The 20,658-nt window shown below is 41.6% G+C and carries 16 protein-coding genes; 5 read left to right on the forward strand and 11 right to left on the reverse strand.

From position 1 onward, the window contains the following. Both AB5706_RS00005 and AB5706_RS00010 read right to left on the reverse strand, forming a co-directional pair. On the reverse strand, positions 1-628 hold a 628-nt coding region (locus AB5706_RS00005), incomplete at its 3' end, for a glucose-1-phosphate adenylyltransferase family protein (RefSeq protein WP_368365642.1). Then, positions 625-1,902: a glucose-1-phosphate adenylyltransferase gene (locus tag AB5706_RS00010; protein ID WP_118577984.1), complete on the reverse strand. Its 1,278-nt coding sequence runs from the start codon at positions 1,900-1,902 to the stop codon at positions 625-627. The genes AB5706_RS00005 and AB5706_RS00010, both read right to left, overlap by 4 nt. 399 nt (positions 1,903-2,301) lie before the next feature. Between AB5706_RS00010 and murC the strand changes: the two genes are divergently transcribed. From murC to AB5706_RS00030, 4 genes are all read left to right on the forward strand, one after another. Then, positions 2,302-3,681, forward strand: coding sequence for a UDP-N-acetylmuramate--L-alanine ligase (gene murC, locus AB5706_RS00015; RefSeq protein WP_173719060.1), 1,380 nt, complete (start codon positions 2,302-2,304; stop codon positions 3,679-3,681). Positions 3,682-4,199: 518 nt separating this feature from the next. Continuing rightward, positions 4,200-5,384: a DnaD domain protein gene (locus AB5706_RS00020; RefSeq protein ID WP_227200611.1), complete on the forward strand. Its 1,185-nt coding sequence runs from the start codon at positions 4,200-4,202 to the stop codon at positions 5,382-5,384. Between the two features lie 65 nt (positions 5,385-5,449). Next, on the forward strand, positions 5,450-6,436 hold the full coding sequence (locus AB5706_RS00025) for an ATP-binding protein (RefSeq protein WP_148462214.1): 987 nt from the start codon (positions 5,450-5,452) through the stop codon (positions 6,434-6,436). A 3-nt stretch (positions 6,437-6,439) separates the two neighbouring features. Then, the gene (locus AB5706_RS00030) at positions 6,440-7,615 is read left to right on the forward strand and encodes a ribose-phosphate pyrophosphokinase (protein ID WP_148462213.1); all 1,176 of its coding nucleotides are present in this window, start codon (positions 6,440-6,442) and stop codon (positions 7,613-7,615) included. Positions 7,616-7,741: 126 nt separating this feature from the next. On the opposite strand, the gene AB5706_RS00035 is transcribed toward AB5706_RS00030, so the two are convergent. The 9 genes from AB5706_RS00035 to AB5706_RS00075 form a co-directional block, all read right to left on the reverse strand. Beyond that, positions 7,742-9,250, reverse strand: coding sequence for an AAA family ATPase (locus AB5706_RS00035; RefSeq protein WP_148462212.1), 1,509 nt, complete (start codon positions 9,248-9,250; stop codon positions 7,742-7,744). A 74-nt stretch (positions 9,251-9,324) separates the two neighbouring features. Then, positions 9,325-10,383: a metallophosphoesterase family protein gene (locus tag AB5706_RS00040; protein WP_173769806.1), complete on the reverse strand. Its 1,059-nt coding sequence runs from the start codon at positions 10,381-10,383 to the stop codon at positions 9,325-9,327. A 14-nt stretch (positions 10,384-10,397) separates the two neighbouring features. Then, complete coding sequence (asnS, locus tag AB5706_RS00045; RefSeq protein ID WP_173715850.1) at positions 10,398-11,789, reverse strand: asparagine--tRNA ligase; 1,392 nt, start codon at positions 11,787-11,789, stop codon at positions 10,398-10,400. A 204-nt stretch (positions 11,790-11,993) separates the two neighbouring features. Then, positions 11,994-13,502: an InlB B-repeat-containing protein gene (locus AB5706_RS00050; protein WP_173773067.1), complete on the reverse strand. Its 1,509-nt coding sequence runs from the start codon at positions 13,500-13,502 to the stop codon at positions 11,994-11,996. Positions 13,503-13,647: 145 nt separating this feature from the next. Beyond that, positions 13,648-15,138 carry a UDP-glucose--hexose-1-phosphate uridylyltransferase gene (galT, locus tag AB5706_RS00055; RefSeq protein WP_118577991.1) on the reverse strand — a complete coding sequence of 497 codons (1,491 nt, stop codon included), beginning with the start codon at positions 15,136-15,138 and terminating at the stop codon, positions 13,648-13,650. A 149-nt stretch (positions 15,139-15,287) separates the two neighbouring features. Further along, positions 15,288-17,738, reverse strand: coding sequence for a cysteine peptidase family C39 domain-containing protein (locus AB5706_RS00060; protein ID WP_173715848.1), 2,451 nt, complete (start codon positions 17,736-17,738; stop codon positions 15,288-15,290). A gap of 11 nt (positions 17,739-17,749) precedes the next feature. Next, the gene (locus AB5706_RS00065; protein WP_173715847.1) at positions 17,750-18,949 is read right to left on the reverse strand and encodes a methyltransferase; all 1,200 of its coding nucleotides are present in this window, start codon (positions 18,947-18,949) and stop codon (positions 17,750-17,752) included. Positions 18,950-19,036: 87 nt separating this feature from the next. Then, a complete protein-coding gene (locus tag AB5706_RS00070) occupies positions 19,037-19,411 on the reverse strand; it encodes a hypothetical protein (RefSeq protein ID WP_118577994.1) in 375 nt (124 codons plus the stop codon). Between the two features lie 77 nt (positions 19,412-19,488). Further along, entirely contained in the window at positions 19,489-20,187 is a 699-nt protein-coding gene (locus AB5706_RS00075) for a 5'-methylthioadenosine/adenosylhomocysteine nucleosidase (protein ID WP_118577995.1), read from the reverse strand. A 204-nt stretch (positions 20,188-20,391) separates the two neighbouring features. Between AB5706_RS00075 and AB5706_RS00080 the strand changes: the two genes are divergently transcribed. After that, positions 20,392-20,634: a TIGR03905 family TSCPD domain-containing protein gene (locus AB5706_RS00080; RefSeq protein WP_118577996.1), complete on the forward strand. Its 243-nt coding sequence runs from the start codon at positions 20,392-20,394 to the stop codon at positions 20,632-20,634. Positions 20,635-20,658: the final 24 nt, after the last annotated feature.

Here is a 20,658-nt window from a genome sequence, read left to right on the forward strand (position 1 = left end):
CCTGTGCAGCCTTCTCAATCAGTTCGATCAGCTGTCTTCTTCGGATCACATAAATACCTGTAGAAATAGTATTATATGGGGAAACCATTGGCTTCTCCTCAAATTCCTCAATCCTGCAGTCCTCATTCATGCGAAGGACACCGAAACGCTCAACCTCGGAAGGATCCGGACATGTAGTGCATACAACGGTAATGTCAGCGCGTTTCGCAATGTGATATTCCAGAACCTTGTTATAGTCCATCTTGTACACGCAGTCACCGGATGCGATGACAACATATGGCTCATGACTGTTCTTCAGGAAATTGAGATTCTGATAAATAGCATCTGCAGTTCCCTGATACCAGAAACCGTTTTCTTTGGTGATAGTAGGAGTAAATACGAAAAGACCGCCCTGCTTTCTTCCGAAATCCCACCATTTGGAGGAGCTTAAATGCTCATTCAGGGAACGTGCATTGTACTGAGTCAGTACAGCTACTTTCTGAATGCGGGAGTTCGCCATATTACTCAGGGCAAAATCTATGCTTCTGTAGCTTCCGGCAATAGGCATTGCTGCAATTGCCCTTTTGTCTGATAATTCTCTCATGCGGTTATTGTTACCGCCGGCTAAAATAATTCCGATTGCTCTCATGCTTTGTCACCGTCCTTTGTTGCAATTACCTGTCCGCTTTCCAGAATGCCATCCGGATAATCTGCCTGGGTGGTCACACCGGAAATCGCCGTGTTCTTTCCAATCTTAACATTATCCGGAATCACGGAGCCTTCTCCTATGGTCGCAATGCCAAATGCATATACCGCAGGTTTCTTTATATTAGGTGCTTCCTCGCCGCAGCCAAGAACCACATCATTTCCTATGGTTACGTCCTCTGCCACAATTGCCTTTTCCATGTTTACATTCTCACCGATGGTTGTATTCCGCATGATAATGGAATCCCGGATCACACTGCCCTTTCCGATCACAACATTCGATCCGATTACAGAATTATGTACTTCGCCATAGATTTCAGAGCCTTCACCGATAAGACATCTGTCCAGAACGGCCTCTTCTGAAATATACTGCGGCTGGATGATATCCCCCTTGGTGTAAATCTTCCAGAATTCCTCATAAAGATTAAACTCAGGAATAATATCAATCAGTTCCATATTTGCTTCCCAGTAGGAACCAAGAGTTCCAACATCTTTCCAGTAGCCATTGTATTCATAGGCGAAAAGGCGCTGTCCTTTATCCTTGCAATATGGAAGAATATGTTTACCAAAGTCACAACTCTGCTGATCCTTCAGTGCGTAAAGCGCTTCCTTCAGAACCGGCCAGCTGAAAATATAAATTCCCATAGATGCCAGATTGCTGCTTGGATGCTCTGGTTTCTCCTCAAATTCAGTTACACGGAAAGTCTCATCCGTTACCATGATGCCGAAACGGCTGGCTTCCTCAATAGGTACAGGCATACAGGCAATGGTCACATCCGCCTTATTTGCCTTGTGGAAGTCGAGCATAACCTCGTAATCCATCTTATATATATGATCTCCTGAAAGGATAAGCACATAATCGGGATTGTACTGCTCCATATACGCCATATTCTGGAAAATGGCATTGGCTGTTCCTGTGTACCACTCGCTGTTTGTGCTCTTCTCATAAGGTGGAAGTACGGTTACACCGCCTTCAGTTCTGTCCAGGTCCCACGGAACACCGATACCGATATGGGTATTCAGTCTCAGAGGCTGATACTGTGTCAGGACTCCAACTGTATCAATTCCTGAATTAATACAGTTACTTAACGGAAAATCAATGATACGGTACTTACCTCCAAAAGCTACTGCTGGTTTGGCCACTTTTTCTGTCAGTACCCCAAGTCTGCTGCCTTGGCCGCCGGCTAAGAGCATGGCAATCATTTCTTTTTTAATCATGCTATCACCTCTTGTTGTAGTTATGATTTATCATTATACCATACTTCCCATATTTAATAAACATATTTTACAATTTATTTGTTGATATTTTACTTTTTTTATCGTTATTGTACATGTTTTTTCGACACAACCGAATCTCTGATTGTTTTTTTTATTCATTTTGTACAGTAGTATTACTGTGTTTTGCGAAGCATACTGCTGTGAAAATCGTGAACAGCGACACTGTAGGAAAGGGAAATTATTGTATTGGTTACCGACTATCCAAAGAAATACTTTGCAATTTTCACAGTTCGGGGTATAATAAATGAAAGTAATTGTAAAAATTCATAACGATTCAGGAGGCTTTTCCTTCAATGAATATTGAATCGCTTCAAAAATGATTAGCATAAGGAGATTAACATGTATCAGATAGACTTCCATAAACCGCTTCATATCCATTTTATCGGTATTGGCGGAATCAGCATGAGCGGACTTGCTGAGATCCTTCTCGGCGAGGATTTCAAGGTTTCCGGCTCTGATTCCAAAGAAAGCCCGCTTACGGATTCCCTTACCAGGAAAGGTGCACGCATCTTTTACGGACAGCGCGCTTCCAATATTACAGACGATGTAGAACTTGTAGTTTACACTGCAGCCATTCATCCGGATAACCCGGAATATGCCAGTGCAGTGGAAAAAGGCATTCCAATGCTGACCAGAGCCCAGCTTCTTGGTCAGATCATGCGCAACTACGATACCCCAATCGCAGTTTCCGGAACCCATGGCAAGACCACCACTACTTCCATGATCTCCCAGATTCTTCTGGAAGCAGATGCGGATCCGACCATCAGTGTTGGCGGCATTCTTCCTTCTATCGGGGGAAATATCCGAGTAGGTCAGTCCGAAACATTTGTCACAGAAGCCTGTGAGTATACCAACAGCTTTTTAAGCTTTTTCCCGAAGATCAGTGTGATCCTGAACATTGATGCTGACCATCTGGACTTTTTTAAGGATATTGATGATATCCGTCATTCCTTCCGCAGATTTGCCCAGCTGCTTCCCGCAGACGGAGCCCTGATCATCAATGCGGATACGCTGCATTATCAGGATATTATCAAAGACCTTTCATGTAAAATTATTACATATGGTCTGGAGCATGAAGCTCAGTATCAGGCCACAGATATCACTTATGACAAATATGGACATGCATCCTTTACCGTTCTGAAGGATGGCAGAAAGGCCGGCAGTTTCTATCTGAAAGTTCCGGGCAGCCACAATGTTTCCAATGCCCTGGCAGCAATTGCTCTGGCTCGGCTTCTTCAGATTCCGAATGATGTCATTGTCAAAGGACTTGGCAGTTTCACAGGAACAGATCGCCGTTTCCAGTATAAAGGCGAAGTAGCAGGCGTTACCATTGTTGATGATTATGCGCATCATCCAACAGAAATCCAAGCTACTTTAAACGCTGCACACAATTATCCACACAAGAAGCTGTGGTGCGTATTCCAGCCTCATACTTACACACGTACCAAGGCTCTTCTTCCGGAATTTGCACAGGCTCTTAAGCTTGCCGATCATGTGGTTCTGGCAGACATTTATGCAGCAAGAGAAACAGATAATCTTGGAATCTCTTCCAAGGATCTGCAGGCACGGATCCAGGAGCTTGGTACTCCATGCGAATATTTCCCAACCTTTGATGAGATTGAGAATTTCCTGCTGAATAATTGTGAAGCCGGAGATCTGTTGATCACAATGGGTGCCGGAGATGTTGTTAAAATCGGAGAACAGTTACTTGGAAAATAATTGATTGCAATTTCAGCGGTTGTCATGTCCTTTTAAGACCTGGCATCCGCTGTTTTTGTTTTACCATTTTTATTGTCTCTGATCTGTTTTTCCTGGCAAAACGTGCATACCTTCTCATATCCACGGTCACAGACTGTTTTTGCCAAAAATAATTATCCACATTGAAAAAAGCTTGGAAATTCAAGAATTTAATAGTTATCCACATTATCCACAGGCTTATGCACATTTTTGCACTGGCCTGCATGTGGATTCTTATGTGTATAAAGTGCTTAACATAATACTACGACATAACTCGACAAAAATCACAGTTTTTCTTTAATTTTCCGCATTTTTCGGGTTTCCCATAAACATTATGTGCAACTTGGTTTCCACATTATCCACATTATCCACATAGTAGTCCACACACATTTTGTAAAAATCCCGGCAAAAAATCTCCTATTCTCATTTAAAAAGGGGTGTGCTATAATGCAAACACAATGAACAGTGATGATTCATATTCCCAGATAAGGAGTGTTTCCATGATCAGGTTACATAGTACAGGGCTTAATGATGCCACCATTTTATCCAATATTTTTATCGACCGTTTTATGCCAAAGGCAAATGGAGAATTTGTAAAAGTCTATATTTATCTGCTCCGTATGCTTGGCCGCCCGGAGGAAGCTTTCGGGCTTTCCCAGATGGCAGATTCCCTGTTCTGTACAGAAGGAGATATCCTCCGTGCGCTGAAATACTGGGAGTCTGAGAAGCTGATTACCCTCTTATACGAGGAAGCTGAATTGACAGGAATTACCTTACAGGCACCGTGGAATGAAGCAGATATGCTGGCTACGGTGACTCCCGCAGGTATCTGTAACGCTGGTTCGCTCGGAGATGTGCCTGATGCTTATCACATTTCTGCCCCAGAACCCACAGCCGGCATTCCCAGTGTCCCCACTGATAAACCGTTGCAGACTGATCAGGTCTCCCGCCGCAGCACCGATCTGCCTGTCCCCCCTTCTTTCTCCAAACCACTTTCCGAAACGAAAGCGCTTACCCCGGATCGGGTGAAGGAGCTGAAACAGAATGAAGATATTATCCAGCTTCTTTACATTGCCGAGCAATACCTCGGCAAAACGCTCACCCCCACAGAGACACGCAAAATCCTGTTTTTCTACGACGAGCTGCACATGTCTGTAGATTTGATCGATTATCTGATCGAATACTGTGTAGGACGTGACCACCGCAGCATCCGTTATATCGAGACGGTTGCCATGGCATGGAAGGAGGAAGGAATTACCACAGTTGAAATGGCAAAGGATTCCACCTCCCGCTACAGCAAAGAATATTTTTCTGTTCTGAAAGCGATGGGAATTGCCAACCGCAATCCTTCAGACGCGGAAATTTCGCTGATCAATACCTGGACCAGGGACTATGGTTTTGCCATGGAATTGATTCAGGAAGCCTGCTCACGGACAATTCTGCAGACTGGACAGCCAAGTTTTCCATATGCAGACAAAATTCTGCAGCGCTGGAAGGATAAAAACATCCGAACTTTAGGGGATGTCCGTCTTCAGGATGCCCAGCACCAGAAGCGCAAGCTGGAAAAAGCAGTGTCGAAGGCAGACAAGCCGAAATCCGCAGCCCCAAACCGCTTTAACAATTTCCATCAGCGTGACTACGATTTTGCTGAATATGAGAAGAAACTGCTTAACAAACCAAATTAAATCCTGGAAACAGATTTTTCTTTAAAACACATACGAACGTCTTATAACCTGGAAGGAGAATTTACATGCCCTTACAGAATTACCAATACGATACTATAATGCGGGAATACAACCGTCGCCAGGCCAGGAACCGCCGCATACAGGAAGAGCATCTTGCTGAAGCCTATGAGAAAATTCCCCGTCTGCGTGAAATCGACGAGGAAGTAGCTACTTTAAGTGCCAGGAAGGCCCGGGCCCTGATCAGCCGCCAGGAAGTCGGCATTGAAGATCTTCGCAATGATATTGCCCTGCTTTCCCAGGAACGCACTGCATTACTGCTTTCTTCCGGCTATCCTGCTGATTATTTGGAGATGAGCTACACCTGCCCTCTTTGCCAGGATACTGGCTATATCGGCAGCCAGAAATGCTCCTGTTTCAAGAAGGCAGAGATCGAACTTCTGTATACACAGTCAAATTTAAAAGAAATTCTTGAAAAAGAGAACTTTGACCACTTTTCTTTTGACTTTTATTCTGATACAATAACAAATGATTCAACGGGACTCACCGAACGTGAGACTGCACGTCGCGCGTATAAGATGGCGAAGGAATTTGTCGCTGACTTTGATAATTCTTTCCAGAACCTGTTTTTCTACGGCGACACAGGTGTGGGCAAGACCTTTCTTTCCCACTGCATCGCTCACGATCTTCTGGACAGTGCACACTGTGTACTTTATTTTTCTTCATTCGAGCTTTTTGATTTTCTTGCAGGCTCTGCTTTTTCCAGAGGCAGCGACGCTCCCGATGATGAACCGATTTTTGACTGTGACCTGCTGATTATTGATGACCTGGGTACAGAGCTTACCAACAGCTTTGTATCTTCACAGCTTTTCCTGTGCATCAATGAGCGGATCATGCGCAAGAAATCTACGATTATTTCCACAAACCTGAAGCTGGAAGATTTCTCAGCAACTTATTCTGAGAGAACCTTTTCCCGCATCGCCAGCAACTATCAGATGACCAAGCTTGTGGGAAAAGATATCCGCATTCAGAAAATTTTTTTAGGAGGAAAGTAAAGAATGGCACAAGAAGAATTGACTACACTTCCCGTTGGAAGACTGGGATTAGTTCCTTTGGAAAGCTGCAGGAGCCTTGGACAGAAAGTCGACGAATGGCTCGTTAAGTGGCGTAAGGAGCGTGAGCATTCAGAATCAGATTCTTTCGCCTTTGAAGGATACAAAAGAGATTCCTATACAATCAAAGTTCAGAACCCTCGTTTCGGTTCCGGAGAAGGTAAATGTGTGATCACCGAGTCCGTGCGAGGAGATGATGTTTATATTCTTGTAGATGTATGTAACTACAACATCTCATATCCAATTGGCAAATACACCAACCTGATGTCCCCAGATGATCATTATCAGGATCTGAAGCGTGTAATTGCAGCTATTGGAGGAAAGGCCCGCCGCGTGAATGTAATCATGCCATACCTTTATGAGGGTCGTCAGAGCAAGCGTATTGGAAGAGAGTCTCTTGACTGTGCTACTTCCCTTCATGAACTGATAAATATGGGAGTTGAAAATATTATCACTTTCGACGCACATGACCCACAGATTCAGAATGCCACCCCACTTCATGGATTTGAGACTGTTCAGCCTTCTTATCAGTTTATCAAGGCTCTTCTGAACCATGAACAGGGACTTCATATTGACAATGAGCATTTTATGATCATCAGCCCGGATGAGGGCAGCATGAGCCGTGCGATCTATCTTGCAAACATCCTGGGTGTTGATATGGGCATGTATTACAAACGCCTTGACTACTCCAAGAATATAGGAGGAAGACATCCGATTGCAGCCTATGAGTTCCTTGGTCCAAATGTAGCAGGCAAGGATATGATCCTGATTGATGACATGATCTCTTCTGGTGACACTATCCTGAAGATTGCTTCTCTTCTTAAGGACAGGGGTGCCGGCAGAATTTACCTTTGCTCCACGTTCGGTCTGTTTACAGACAACCTTAAGAAATTCGATGAAGCACATGCTGCTGGTGTATTTGACAAGCTTCTCACTACCAATATGGTATATCAGTCTGAGGAACTTCTTGCAAAACCATATTACATTTCCTGTGATATGAGCAAATACATTGCACTGATCATTGATACACTGAATCATGATATGTCTGTAAGCCATCTGCTGAATCCAGTTGACAGGATTAAACGCTGTGTAAACAAATATATGGCACAGTATGAGAAATAAATAAAATAATTTGAGGCTGACCCTTCCAGGTGTCAGCCTCTTGTTTTGTTATCATTTATTTGTAACTGTTCAGTACTTTCACAGTTACATGCTTCGCGATCACTTAACATTCACTGTAACAGTTTTCTAAAAAATGTCAGCCATATCCTTATTATTGGTAAAAAGCAGCACCTGTCTGGGCTGTTTTTTCAGCCACCTGAAAACTGCCATAAGCTTATCCTGATTCTTCCCATGGAAAATATCATCCAAAATAACTGGAAAAACAGTTTCATTCGTGAACAACTCAGCAGCAGCCATCTGAATAGAAAAATACAGCATTTCAAGGTTTTCCTTTTCCAGATTTTCTGCCAAAACAGTTCCCTCTTCCAGACACAGTTCCAAACTCTGTCCCTCATCTCCATAGAACTCTATATATTTTCCATCTGTAAGTTCCCTGAAAATTTGGGATGCTCGTATCCGAATCTTTCTGCCTTTCTCAAGATAAATACTGCGTGACAGCTCTTTAATGGTATCCATAGCCAGGTTCAAGGACTGTGTTTCCAGATCTTCAGAAGTAGGAAGTGACATTTCCAGCTCAAATTCCTGATATTCGCTCTGCAAATTCGTAAAAGCAGTCAGTTTCTCACCGTAAATTCCATCAATATCTTCTTTACTGGATTTCAGCTTTTCCTGCTGTGACTGCAAATACACTTTTTTCTTCTTTAGCTTTACAAACTCCATATGCAGCTTTCTTCGTGCAGTAAGTGTATAAACCATTGCCACAACAGCAGCAATGATGCATACATCCATTCCTATTTTAGACATCTCATCAGTTAACTGAAATCTTCCAACAATACCAATAATTCCCACAATAACGGCCAGAATACCTGCTATCACCATTCCCAGATTCTTTTTCTCTATAGTCTGCAGCTGTTCTTCAATCACAGTGGCTTCTTCTTTCCCTGCTGCCGAATAGATTTTTGCCTGCGCCTGAACCACCTGCCCCTTCTGGTCCCGAAGTCCATCCAGGTCATTCTGCAGACTTTCCAGTTTCTCGCTCAGTTTTTCCTGTTCTCTCTGAACTGCTTTCCTGCCACGTTCTTTCTGGGTGAGATATCCCTTGCGCCACATCTTCAGCATCTGCTCCGTTCTTCCAAGATCCACCAGACCATCTCCGCTTTTGCTGAGAACAGCCAGTTTATTCTGTAGTTCCTTTGCCATTTCCCTGGAAGAACTACCGCTAAGTGATTCTACCATAACAGTATTGTCGAACAGGTTCTCACTAAATCCCCCAAGGATCCTCTCGAGGGCTCCATTTTCCCCATTTAAAATTTCTCTGGTATCTTCACAGAACAGCTCACAATTATGGATTCCTGCCCCTGTTTCCCGCGTCAGGCGGTAATCTTTTCCATTGTGCTGAAACCATATAGTTCCACCATATTTTTCCCGGGAAGCTTCAGTTCCTGCTTTTTCATAAATTCCATTCTTTTCCTGCATTTCCTCAGGCACTCCAAAGAACATGCTCTTCACAAAGATAAACACAATGTTCATTTCTGTTTCTTTTAGTCCATAGAGCACATTTACTCCAGAGGTCAGTTCTATGTCTTTTTCCCGAAGCCCACCAAAATTATTTATTAATATGCGTTTAAAAATCATATAACCTTATTCCCTCGCACATACATCTCAATTTTACACTGCAATACATATTTTCTGTTACTATCTGCTTTGTGTCAGCTGGAATGTCTTGTCTCCAACAGTGCCTGCAAACCATAGTACAGGGCCTTATCTTCCACTGTATTTCTGTTTTTTTCCATAAAAAAGCAGATATAATCCCCTATCAAAGTTCCGGCATATTTTTTTTGCAGTTCTTCCAGATCATAAGCAGGTCTGGTCTCATCCAGTACTTCTGTAATATTTCCAAAGGATTTCAGTTTTTCCGGAATCAGAAAAAGCTCTGGTTTTCTTTTCCCTTGAAGAATTACACGATATATATTCAGTCCGCCTTTTTTAAATATCTCATCCTTCAAAGCTTCTTCAATAGATAGCTGGGTGCTTTCTTCATTTACATTGAGAAGAAGCTGACTATAGGTTCGAATAGAAAACGGCACAAATCTGGTTTTCACTTTTCCATTTTCAATCCTTCCCTCAATGTAGCCATGTGCTCCCAGATCATTGCTTTCAATTGGCTCAAGAGCTCCGCTGTAAGCAGCCACATCTCTTATTACGTTCTGGGGAGTATGGAAATGACCCAATGCAATATAATCAAAACCTGCTCCTGCAAGCGCAGCTGTATTTAATGGGCAATGGCTTTCATCACCGCCATGAGCTATAAGAATATGCACTCCATTATTTTTCACAGGGCGTACGCCATCATACAAGGGCTGTCTGATCTGTGAATGTTCATAGCTCATTCCATAAACATATACCTCGAATTGCGTATCTTTCACACAGGTTACCTTCTCTTCTGGAAAAAAAGTCACATTCGGTGCCCAGGTGAAAGTTCTGTAAAAAGAATTTTCTTTCAGATAATCCCTTTCTCCTGCCATTAAATATACCCTTGTTTCCGGTATTCCGGAAAATAACTCGTTTACTTCTTTCAATTCATATGGAAGTGGCTGACGATGGAACAAATCTCCGGCTATAAATAACAAATCCACCGGATTTTCGCGGATACCCGCAATAACCCGGCGGAATGTTTCCCAGATTTCATTCTCCCGCTTGTCACTCCATGGGCAGCCTCTGTCGGGCACTGCACCAAGATGTACATCTGCAAGATGAATAAATCTCATTCTTTTACCTCGTTTTATAAATCGCAGTTGTTAACTGTTCTCGGGAATGGAATTACGTCACGGATATTGCCCATTCCTGTGAGATACATTACACAGCGCTCAAATCCAAGACCAAATCCTGAATGACGTGTAGAACCATATTTACGCAAATCAAGATAGAAGTCATAGTCTTCTTCCTTCAGCCCAAGCTCTTCCATACGAGCTTTCAACTTACCATAGTCATCCTCTCTCTGGCTTCCACCGATAATCTCACCAATTCCAGGAACCAGGCAGTCCATAGCTGCAACAGTCTTGCCATCCTCGTTTGCTTTCATATAGAATGCTTTAATTTCCTTTGGATAGTCTGTAACAAAAATAGGTTTCTTAAAAATCTGTTCTGTCAGATAACGCTCATGTTCTGTCTGCAGATCACATCCCCAGGATACTTTATAATCAAACTTGTCATTATTCTTCTCGAGAAGCTCAATTGCTTCTGTATAAGTAACACGACCGAACTCAGAGCTTGCCACATGGTTCAATCTGTCAAGAAGTCCTTTGTCCACAAAAGAATTGAAGAAGTTCATTTCCTCCGGAGCATTCTCAAGAACATATCCAATCACATATTTCAGCATCGCTTCTGCAAGATTCATGTTGTCTTCAAGATCAGCAAATGCACACTCAGGCTCGATCATCCAGAACTCAGCTGCATGACGTGTGGTGTTGGAGTTCTCGGCACGGAAAGTTGGTCCAAATGTATATACATTACGGAATGCCTGTGCAAATGTCTCACAGTTCAACTGACCGCTTACAGTCAGGTTTGTCTCTTTCCCAAAGAAATCCTGAGAGTAATCAATATTTCCCTTATCATCTGTAGGAATATTATTCAGATCCATGGTTGTAACCTGGAACATCTCACCTGCACCCTCGCAGTCACTTCCTGTGATCAGCGGAGTGTGTACATAAACAAAACCTCTCTCCTGAAAGAATTTGTGTATTGCATATGCACAGAGGGAACGTACACGGAAAACAGCCTGGAAGGTATTTGTTCTGGAACGAAGATGTGTGATCGTTCTTAAATACTCAAGACTGTGGCGTTTCTTCTGAAGCGGATAATCTGGTGCAGATGTTCCCTCTACAGAAATCTCTGCAGCCTGGATCTCAAATGGCTGTTTCGCCTGTGGAGTCGCTACCAGAGTTCCCTTTACAATAATCGCTGCGCCTACATTCAGTTTGGAAATCTCAGCAAAATTGTCCATTGTATCATGGTAAACGATCTGAAGGGTCTCAAAATATGTTCCATCATGGAGAACAACAAATCCAAAGGTCTTGGAATCACGAACGCTTCGTACCCAGCCGCCTACGGTGATTTCCTGATCCAGGTATTTATCCCGTTCTCTGTAAATCTCTTTTACTGTTGTAAGTTTCATAATTAGTTCCTCTTTCTCCTCATTTTTCCAAACACTCATTTCTCTATAGTATAGACTATTCCTCTTATTCGCGCAAGGATATTTTTCCAGGGAATAAAAGAAGATCCTGTCTGTTAAGCTTCGACACTTTTGGACAAAGATCTTCTCTTCTGTAAGTATTTTCCTATTGCAAAGTTGCCTCATTCTCAGTATTTCTCTGAACGTTTAATGCAATATAAGATAATCCAGACAATACTTAAAAATTCGTTTGTAAGTCTTGGTGGTGTAATGAAGTCCATCATCGTCTGGCAGGTCAACTCCAGTTCCACTAATATTGGTACCATATCCATTCTCCATCAGATAAGAATACGTATCAATATATTCGAAAGTGCTGCCAAGAGCACTACCCACAACAGAATTGAATTTGCGGATTACTTCTTCTTTTCGGATTGCATTCTTACCAAGATATTCGATTGTCTTACTGTTTACCGGATTCACCGACATAAAGAACAGCTTGCAGTTCTTTTTCTGTAAGCTCTCAGCAATCTCCTGATAATAAGAAATATAATCATACATATTTCCAGGATCGTTTACTCCCAGATTAAAAATAACCGCAGTCGGTTTCAGAACGGAATAATTCTCTTCTGCAATAGAAAGAACCGTATTCATTCCCTGAGACTTCAGCCATTCAAGGCCCTTTCCCTCTTCGTATACAAAATCAATATCACGCAGCAGATTCGACTCATAATACCCTGAATTTAAATTTTGCAGCGTTCTCTGCATACGATTGGTACGGGAGTCTCCTACAAAAATAATGTGATTGTACCCCCGGCTGCTGCCATTTCCAATCTTCCAGCTGCTTGCGGATTGCAGAAGCTCTGAAAGAGTCAGGTCTTCCTCAGCGGAACGGTTAAACACAACTGCATACAGCTTTATGTTGCTGTTTACTGTAATAGTATCACCAGCTTCATAACGCGGTGCTGTGCTTTTTCCTAACTGGATATCCCATCCCATAAAGGTGTATCCGGATGCATTTCTTACAGACGGCAATGTATAAGAACTTCCAGATGCTACATTCTCTGTCTTGTAAACGGTTCCATCATTCTTGCACAAAGCCACCGTAAATGTTGTATCAGACTCGTAAACAGCATATAATTTTATATTTTTTTTGATTCGAATCTTCTGTCCCTCTGTATACGCCGCTTGGGAAGCATTCTTTTTAGTACTCCATCCAACTGCCTTATAGCCGCTTTTTTGTGGAAGCTCTGGCAAGGTAAGATATCCGTTTTTTGTAACAGCTTTGTTTAGTTTCTTAAATACTGTACTGGTGCTTCCGGTATTATCATAGAAATAAACTTTATATATACCAACTTTTTTACGCACCGCGTACAGATTTATATTCTTTTTCAGACGTATTTTTTTCCCCGCGGCATATACCGCTTTGGTATCGTTTTTCTGAGTGGACCAGCCAAGATTTTTGTATCCGGTAATTGCAGGAACTGCCGGAAGCTTAATTTTTTTCCCGGCACTTACCTTTATACGCAGCTTGGAATAAGATGTTTTTCCACTTTGATTCCAGAATCTGACAACTACGTTCTTAGTGGCCGCCTGTACAGACTGAACACCACTAATCCCAATTTTTCCATCATTTCTAAATGAAACTCCGAACAAAATCAACATTGTGGCCAACAGAACCCGGAAAATCCTATTTTTTCTTTTTGTTTTATTTTTCATAGGCACTCCTCTGCTTTTTAATGTCTCTCCTGCTTTCATCATCTGCACAGAAAATAAATAGTTCTTATTTCATCTTCTGTGCTGTCTTCAGTATAATCAAACGGACACATTCTTTCAACCCCAAAAGATTGTCTTTATGATTTGGTTACAAATTTTCAATAAAACGCATAAATGCAGCTCTGCCCTCTCCTGTACATTTGTAAACACCAGCATCTTCCAGCACGTGAACAAACACATTTCCAACTTCTTTATGAAGAACCTCTTCAATATTGTCTTTATCAAGATGATCGTACTTCGGAAGGAATTCTTTTACCCACTGCGCATGTTTTTCAATCTTCTCATTAGAAGCAACATCCTTGCCATCCAGAATATATTCTTCCAAAAGCTCCAGTTCTTCTTTTAGTCGCGCAGGGAGAACTGCCAAGCCCATAACCTCGATCAGACCGATATTCTCCTTCTTAATATGATGGTACTGTGCATGCGGATGATATACGCCAAGAGGATTTTCTTCTGTGGTAATATTGTTTCGCAGAGTCAGATCCAACTCATACATATCACCTTTTTTACGTGCGATCGGAGTGATCGTATTATGAGGTTCACCATCCGTTTCTGCAAAAATGAATGCAGCCTCATCTGTATAGCCTCTCCAAACCTCCAGCACATGAGTTGCCAGATCAATCAGGCGCTTCTCATCTTTATGACGGATACGAAGTACAGACAGCGGCCATTTTACAATACCAGCCTCCACATCCTCATAGCCCGGAATAGTTACATATTTCTCAATTTCAGCCTTTGCCATAGCAAACGTATAATGGCCGCCCTGGAAATGATCGTGACTGAGAATAGAACCTCCCACAATCGGTAAGTCTGCATTTGACCCCAGAAAATAATGTGGAAACAGCTTCACGAAATCAAACAGCTTGATAAATGTGTTTCTCTCGATTTTCATAGGTGTGTGCTGGAAATTAAATACAATACAATGCTCATTATAATAAACATAAGGAGAGTACTGCATTCCCCACGGACTATCATTGATTGTGATCGGAATGATTCTGTGATTCTCTCTTGCAGGATGATTTGCGCGGCCTGCATATCCCTCATTTTCCGGACAAAGCAGACATTTGGGATAGCTGCTTGATTTGATAAGCTTTGCCGCAGCAATAGCTTTCGGATCTTTCTCTGGCTTAGAAAGGTTGATTGTAATATCAATTGCTCCATAAGGAGAATCCACAGTCCATTTCTGGTCTTTCTTTACACGATAACGACGAATATAATCACTGTCCTGGCTTAATTTATAGAAATAATCTGTTGCTTCTTCCGGAGATTTCTCATATTTTTCCCAGAAAGACTTCTGTACCTGAGCCGGGCGGGGCATAAGACAGTTCATTAATCTTGTATCAAACAGATCTCTGTAAACCACACTGTCCTGAATCAGACCACGTTCTACAGCTTCGTCTAACAGTTCTTTCAGAACTTCTTCCAGATTAATATCAGAATATTCCTCTGCCGGTTCTGTGTATTCATCTTCTTTAAAAACATCAAGAAGAAGATTTGTTGTATAGTTTTTCTCACAGGCAGGAGTCAGCCCTGTCTCAATTCCATACTGTACCAGTTTTTTAATACTTTCGCTTAGCATTTTTCTGTCCTTTCCTGTTGCTTTATTTTTAACAGTCTGTCCTCCACCACAGACAGACTGTTAACCACCACTTTGCTGCATCTTTCACATCTAGCATTTTTTGCATACATGTTCAATATCGGACTGTACTGGCTTTCCCAACAGCCACTTTAAAGCTTCAGTTTCTCAACATAACTTATAAAAATATTGCCGGCCTTTTCAAACAGCTCCGTACTGTCATTCATACCGTAAGGATAAGTTTCCCCTTTCTGCGGATCGTACAGATATGTGTTATATTCATCATATCCAATGATCACAACACTGGTATTATCCTCGGTCTTGGCAATTACCGGACGCTGGGCGCTGACCTCATATAAGACACTGTCTAATGTACAACCAGACAAATCAATGATAGTACCCTCATCCCCAAGAGCCTCCTGCAGTGCTGTAACATCCAGGGATGCACTCTTCATTGCTTCCGGCACATCCTCCAGATTAAGAGTCAGCTTTGTCTTCTTATTTCCACGCTCCCATACATACTGCTGAGCACGATTCAGCACAACACCAGTCTGATCATCTGCTCTTTGAAGCGCAAGTGCAGGATCTGTGAATGTACTGTCCAATCCTCCTTTTGCATAAACATAGTAAATATCTTCCTCAGGAATCTGCGTATCCAGAATAATACGGTCATCACCTATATTTTTCATTTTTGCATAAACGACTAACGGTTCCTGAATTTCAGGCGTTTCAGTGAGAGCCAGTCGTATCTGAGTTCCGGTTCTGGAATTTGTCACAAGTTCCACGGATACAGTATTGGTCGAGGCTTTGGAATTATTCAGAATATTATCCTTGCTTACTGCTTTGTATCCTTTTTTTGTCTTCTTGGACAACTGAAATTCCATCATAGTGTTTCCCATGGTAATATCAGTTACATACAATCCATCCTGATGATATTCTTTTTTCAAAGTTCCATCAAATCCTTCAATACGGACCGTATGAATCCCCGTAGTCTCATGACCATTATCGTCTGCGATCACATCTCCATCAACTACGATTCCATAAACAAGATCTTCATTCATAAATCCATTCAGCACTAAAGACTGTCCTGAAGATGGTGCAAGACTCCTGGTTTCTAATGTTTCAAAATCTATTTCTTTTATATTTCCGGCGCTTTCACCTTCCTGAATGATCCATGCAGCATGTGCACCTGTATCCGAAACAGCAAAGTCATCTATTTTAATTCCTTCCTCAAGAACCTCACTGGTACCATCTGAAATGTTTATCTTATAAAGCTTATTTGCAAATAAAAGATAAAGAGCATTTTCTGTACTGACATAGGATAATGTTCCAAGATCCTCTTTCAGGAATTCGTAGGATTCTGTAGACGGAATAAATACTTTTTCTTCCACCACATTCTGATCATTGCTGTAATGATATACACAAACACCACAGTATCCTTCCCGAACGCCTCTGTTCATATATCCATAAAGAACAAAGTCCACATCTCCGTTATCTTCCACACGGATGATCTTTATATTATGCTGGTATCTGGAATCCCTGAAATCTCCATCCGTTTCTTTGCGAAAACTGAAAATTCTGGAAAATTTTCCATCATCAGGAGAATAAGACCATAAATCCCCTTCCTGAACGAAAGCAAGAACTCCTGCGTTTTCATTCATCATATATTCCACATTTTTGTCTCTGACTCCAAGTAAAAGCCCCTTGTCGGAAATGCTGATGGAGCTTTCCTCAAATACCTGTGATGCACTTCGTTTAAAATCCAGAAGCATGATTCTGGTTTCAGTATAACGCATCCGGTAAAATTCTGTCACATCATAGATTTCCTGGTTTCCATTTTCATCCAGTGCCGCAATCTGATATTCAACAGAAAGACTGGCTGTGGTTTCATTAATATCCTTCACTACAGGAATTCCCTTTCTGTAAATCTGAGGGTTCAGATTGCCCCAGCTGATCTGGGCAAATGTAGAATTGATATTAATGTCTGTATAGTTGGTAGACGTACTGGATGTGTCTGATTCCAGGTAAGCAGTCAGATCCTCGGCGGACGCTTTATCCAGACATTTTTCATAAAAGCTCGCAACAAACTTCACGTACTGAGCAGCATTCACATTGGATCTGGAAACTACTCTTGTATAGTAATAAGCTGTTCCCTTATTTGTCTCAAGAGATAATTGCAAAGAATACTCCTGATTCATCAAAAGATCACTGCTCAGCTTAATTGTTGTTGTCAGATAGCTGTCCTGTTTATCCAGACTTTTAATCTTACGGTTTTCCAGTACCTTACTGCCATCTGAAGTACGTATCTCATAGGAAAGGCTTTTCACCTTTGTATCATAGGCATTTATGACAAAGGACAGTTCCTTGGATGTATCAATAGGCGTCACACTGTCCCTGGTAAAATCAGACTGCATAGGCTGTGCATAACCATACATCCTGTTTGCATAATTTCCATCAAAATCAACCATTACCTCCGGAAAAACCGGATCATTCATATCAGAGCGGTCATCCGTAGTCTCACTATTCAGCAGGAACGAACTTCCTGCCACGCCGAGAACAAAAACAAACAGGAGAATCACTGCTCTGCGTAAAAATTTAATCATTCTTTCTCCTCTTAACTCTCTGATTGTACCTCCCCTTCACGGTACAGAAGTCTTTCCAGTGTAGGATTTATATGCAGTTCCTTCATAAGCTGCACTGTACTCTTCATATCTTTTGGTTTGCCTGTCTTTACAGCACGGATCAGCAAATTCTTGGGTGTATGCTCCATATCAATAAATTCCAGAATCTGAGTTTCGTATCCCATACTTTCCAGCAGATTGGCTCGAATTCCATCTGTCATCAAAGCAGCCATTCTCTCCTTAAGAATGCCATATTTCAGTACAGGCTCCAACACTTCATTTTTTATCTGTCTATTTACCTCATGCTGACAGCAGGGTACAGACAAAATAACTTTCGCTCCCCATTCCACAGCCTTCGCAAGAGCATAATCTGTAGCTGTGTCACAGGCATGCAAGGTTACTACCATATCAACAGAAGAAACACCTTCATAATCAGCAATATCTCCCTGATAAAAATGCAGTTTTTCATATCCATACTTTACTGCAAGATGATTACATTTTTCTATTACATCTGTTTTCAGATCCAGACCAATAATATTTACATCATAACCTTTCAGTTCTCTCAGATAGTAATACATGGCAAATGTAAGATAGGACTTTCCGCATCCAAAATCAAGAATGGTCACTTCCCGCTGTTGATCCAGTCTTGGAAGAATGTCCTGAATAAATTCCAGAAATCGATTGATCTGTCGGAACTTATCGTATTTTTGGGTAATAATCCTGCCTTCCTTATTCATAACACCAAGATCAACAAGAAAGGGGACTGGAATATTTTCCTTAAGTATGTACTGCTTTACACGATTGTGGGCCAATATCTGCGTGCCCTTGCTGAAGGTCTTGTCCTTTCCGAAAGCCAGACCTTTTCCATTTTCGGGATGACGTCTGGTCTTTATGGTCATCTTTCCTTTTTTGCTTACCAGAATAGTTCCATCCAGCGCCATCCCACTTGCCTGAAGCTGAGAAAAATCATGCTGCAGCCCCGCTTTTAAATATGAGATCAGTTCCTCTCTGGAATAATTTTTATGGAGCACCTTCGTCCCTACAGTTTCAGAAGCCTGATAAACCACCTTCCCCCGGATTTCTACCGGGCGTATTTTTACTTTGGATGGTCCGTCCCCTCTGCTGCCGCTTAGGATAGCTTGACACAGCTGTTCATTTATCTGTTCCTCTAAATATTCATCTATTGTTTTCATTTTTATTATAAATATTTTCTTTTATATTCTGTAATCGTTACTGTTCACTCCGCTCACAGCAACCTCTAATTGTCATTTTGATGCGTCTTATCTGTAAAAATCTCCCCTGCATCTTCTTCGTCGGCATCTTCTTCGTGATATTTCATGAAAAAGAAGCACTTCTACCAGATCACCAAGAAGTCCATCAGACATTGCTTCCATATCAGCCTCTGATCTTACTTCATCCACGATCTTCCTTCCAAGGTGATACAACATAAACCTGTCAGGATATTCATCGTAAAGCCGGCTGCCTTCATAATCCTGAAGATCACATTCTTCTTCCACTTTTTCCTGTATCTTTCTGGCAGTGTCCGGATAGTAGGATTTCATCAGAAAAAATTCCTCTTCTTGTTCCTTTTCTCCCCGGTAGAGCAAGGGATTTGCATAGCTTGTGTAAAATGGATAAAAATCTTTATATATCATATCAGCAATTTCGATTCCTTTTCCATTTCACTCTCATTATATGCAAGCTTCCGTTTTTCGGTCAATTGCACCATTTTTCAAATACGCGCCAGCATATTTAAAGTAAGCCTCACACTATGGTCAACAGCTGCTTTCTCAAATTCGCTGTAATCCATCTGCGCACTTCCATCAGCCTTATCAGAAATAGCACGGACAACCAGAAACGGAATTTCATTTAAGTATGCTGCCTGTCCAATGGCTGCACCTTCCATTTCAGTCGCATATGCTGAAAACTCTGATACAATTCGATTCTTAACATCCTGATCGCAGACAAACTGGTCTCCAGAAGCAATTCTTCCTTCAAATACCTGAATATCCGGATTTACTTCCTTACATACTTCTGCAGCAAGTCTGCGGAGATTATCATCTGCATTAAAGAAAAATACAGGCATTTGCGGAATCTGTCCCTTGCGGTATCCAAATCCGGTAGCATCCATATCATGCTGTACAACATCTGTGGAAAGAACAATATCACCGATATTAATATTTTTATTTAAGCTTCCTGCAATTCCTGTATTAATGATCGCATCTACTGAAAATACATCTGCCAGAATCTGAGCACAGATACCAGCATTTACCTTGCCAATTCCGGAACGCACTACAACAACCTTTTTCCCAGCAAGTATTCCCTCATAAAAATCCATGGAAGCTTTTTTTATAATTCGTACATCTTCCATTTTTTCTTTTAAAATCGCAACTTCAACTTCCATTGCGCCAATAATACCAATTGTTTTCATTTAGCATTCTCCTCTGTTTTTGAAAGTTAACTGCTTCTTCATCTGACATTATACCAAAACTTCTTGCTATATCCAACTTAAATTTGGCATGGAAACTTATAATATCTTCTGCTATAATGAGAGAAGGTGCAAAGCTATTGCTGTTCATAACCTGACCAGCGTTCCTGAGCTCCTGATTTTACATAACGATTGGAGGAAAAAACAATGGAATATAAAACAAAAGGTGTTTGTTCTATGGCAATTCAATATGATATTGATGATGAACAGAAAGTTCACAATGTGAAATTTATTGGTGGATGTTCTGGAAATACACAGGGAGTTGCCAAACTTGTAGAAGGTATGCCGGCGAAAGAAGTAATTGCACGCCTGGAGGGAATCCAGTGTGGACGCAGACCTACTTCATGCCCAGACCAGCTTGCCACTGCTTTAAAAGAAGCGATTTCATAATTACTTCCCCGGGATTTTTGTCCC

This window comes from Ruminococcus sp. RTP21484sp1_RTP21277st1_D2_RTP21277_210401 (genome assembly GCF_040924225.1).
Lineage (GTDB): Bacteria > Bacillota > Clostridia > Lachnospirales > Lachnospiraceae > Blautia_A > Blautia_A faecis.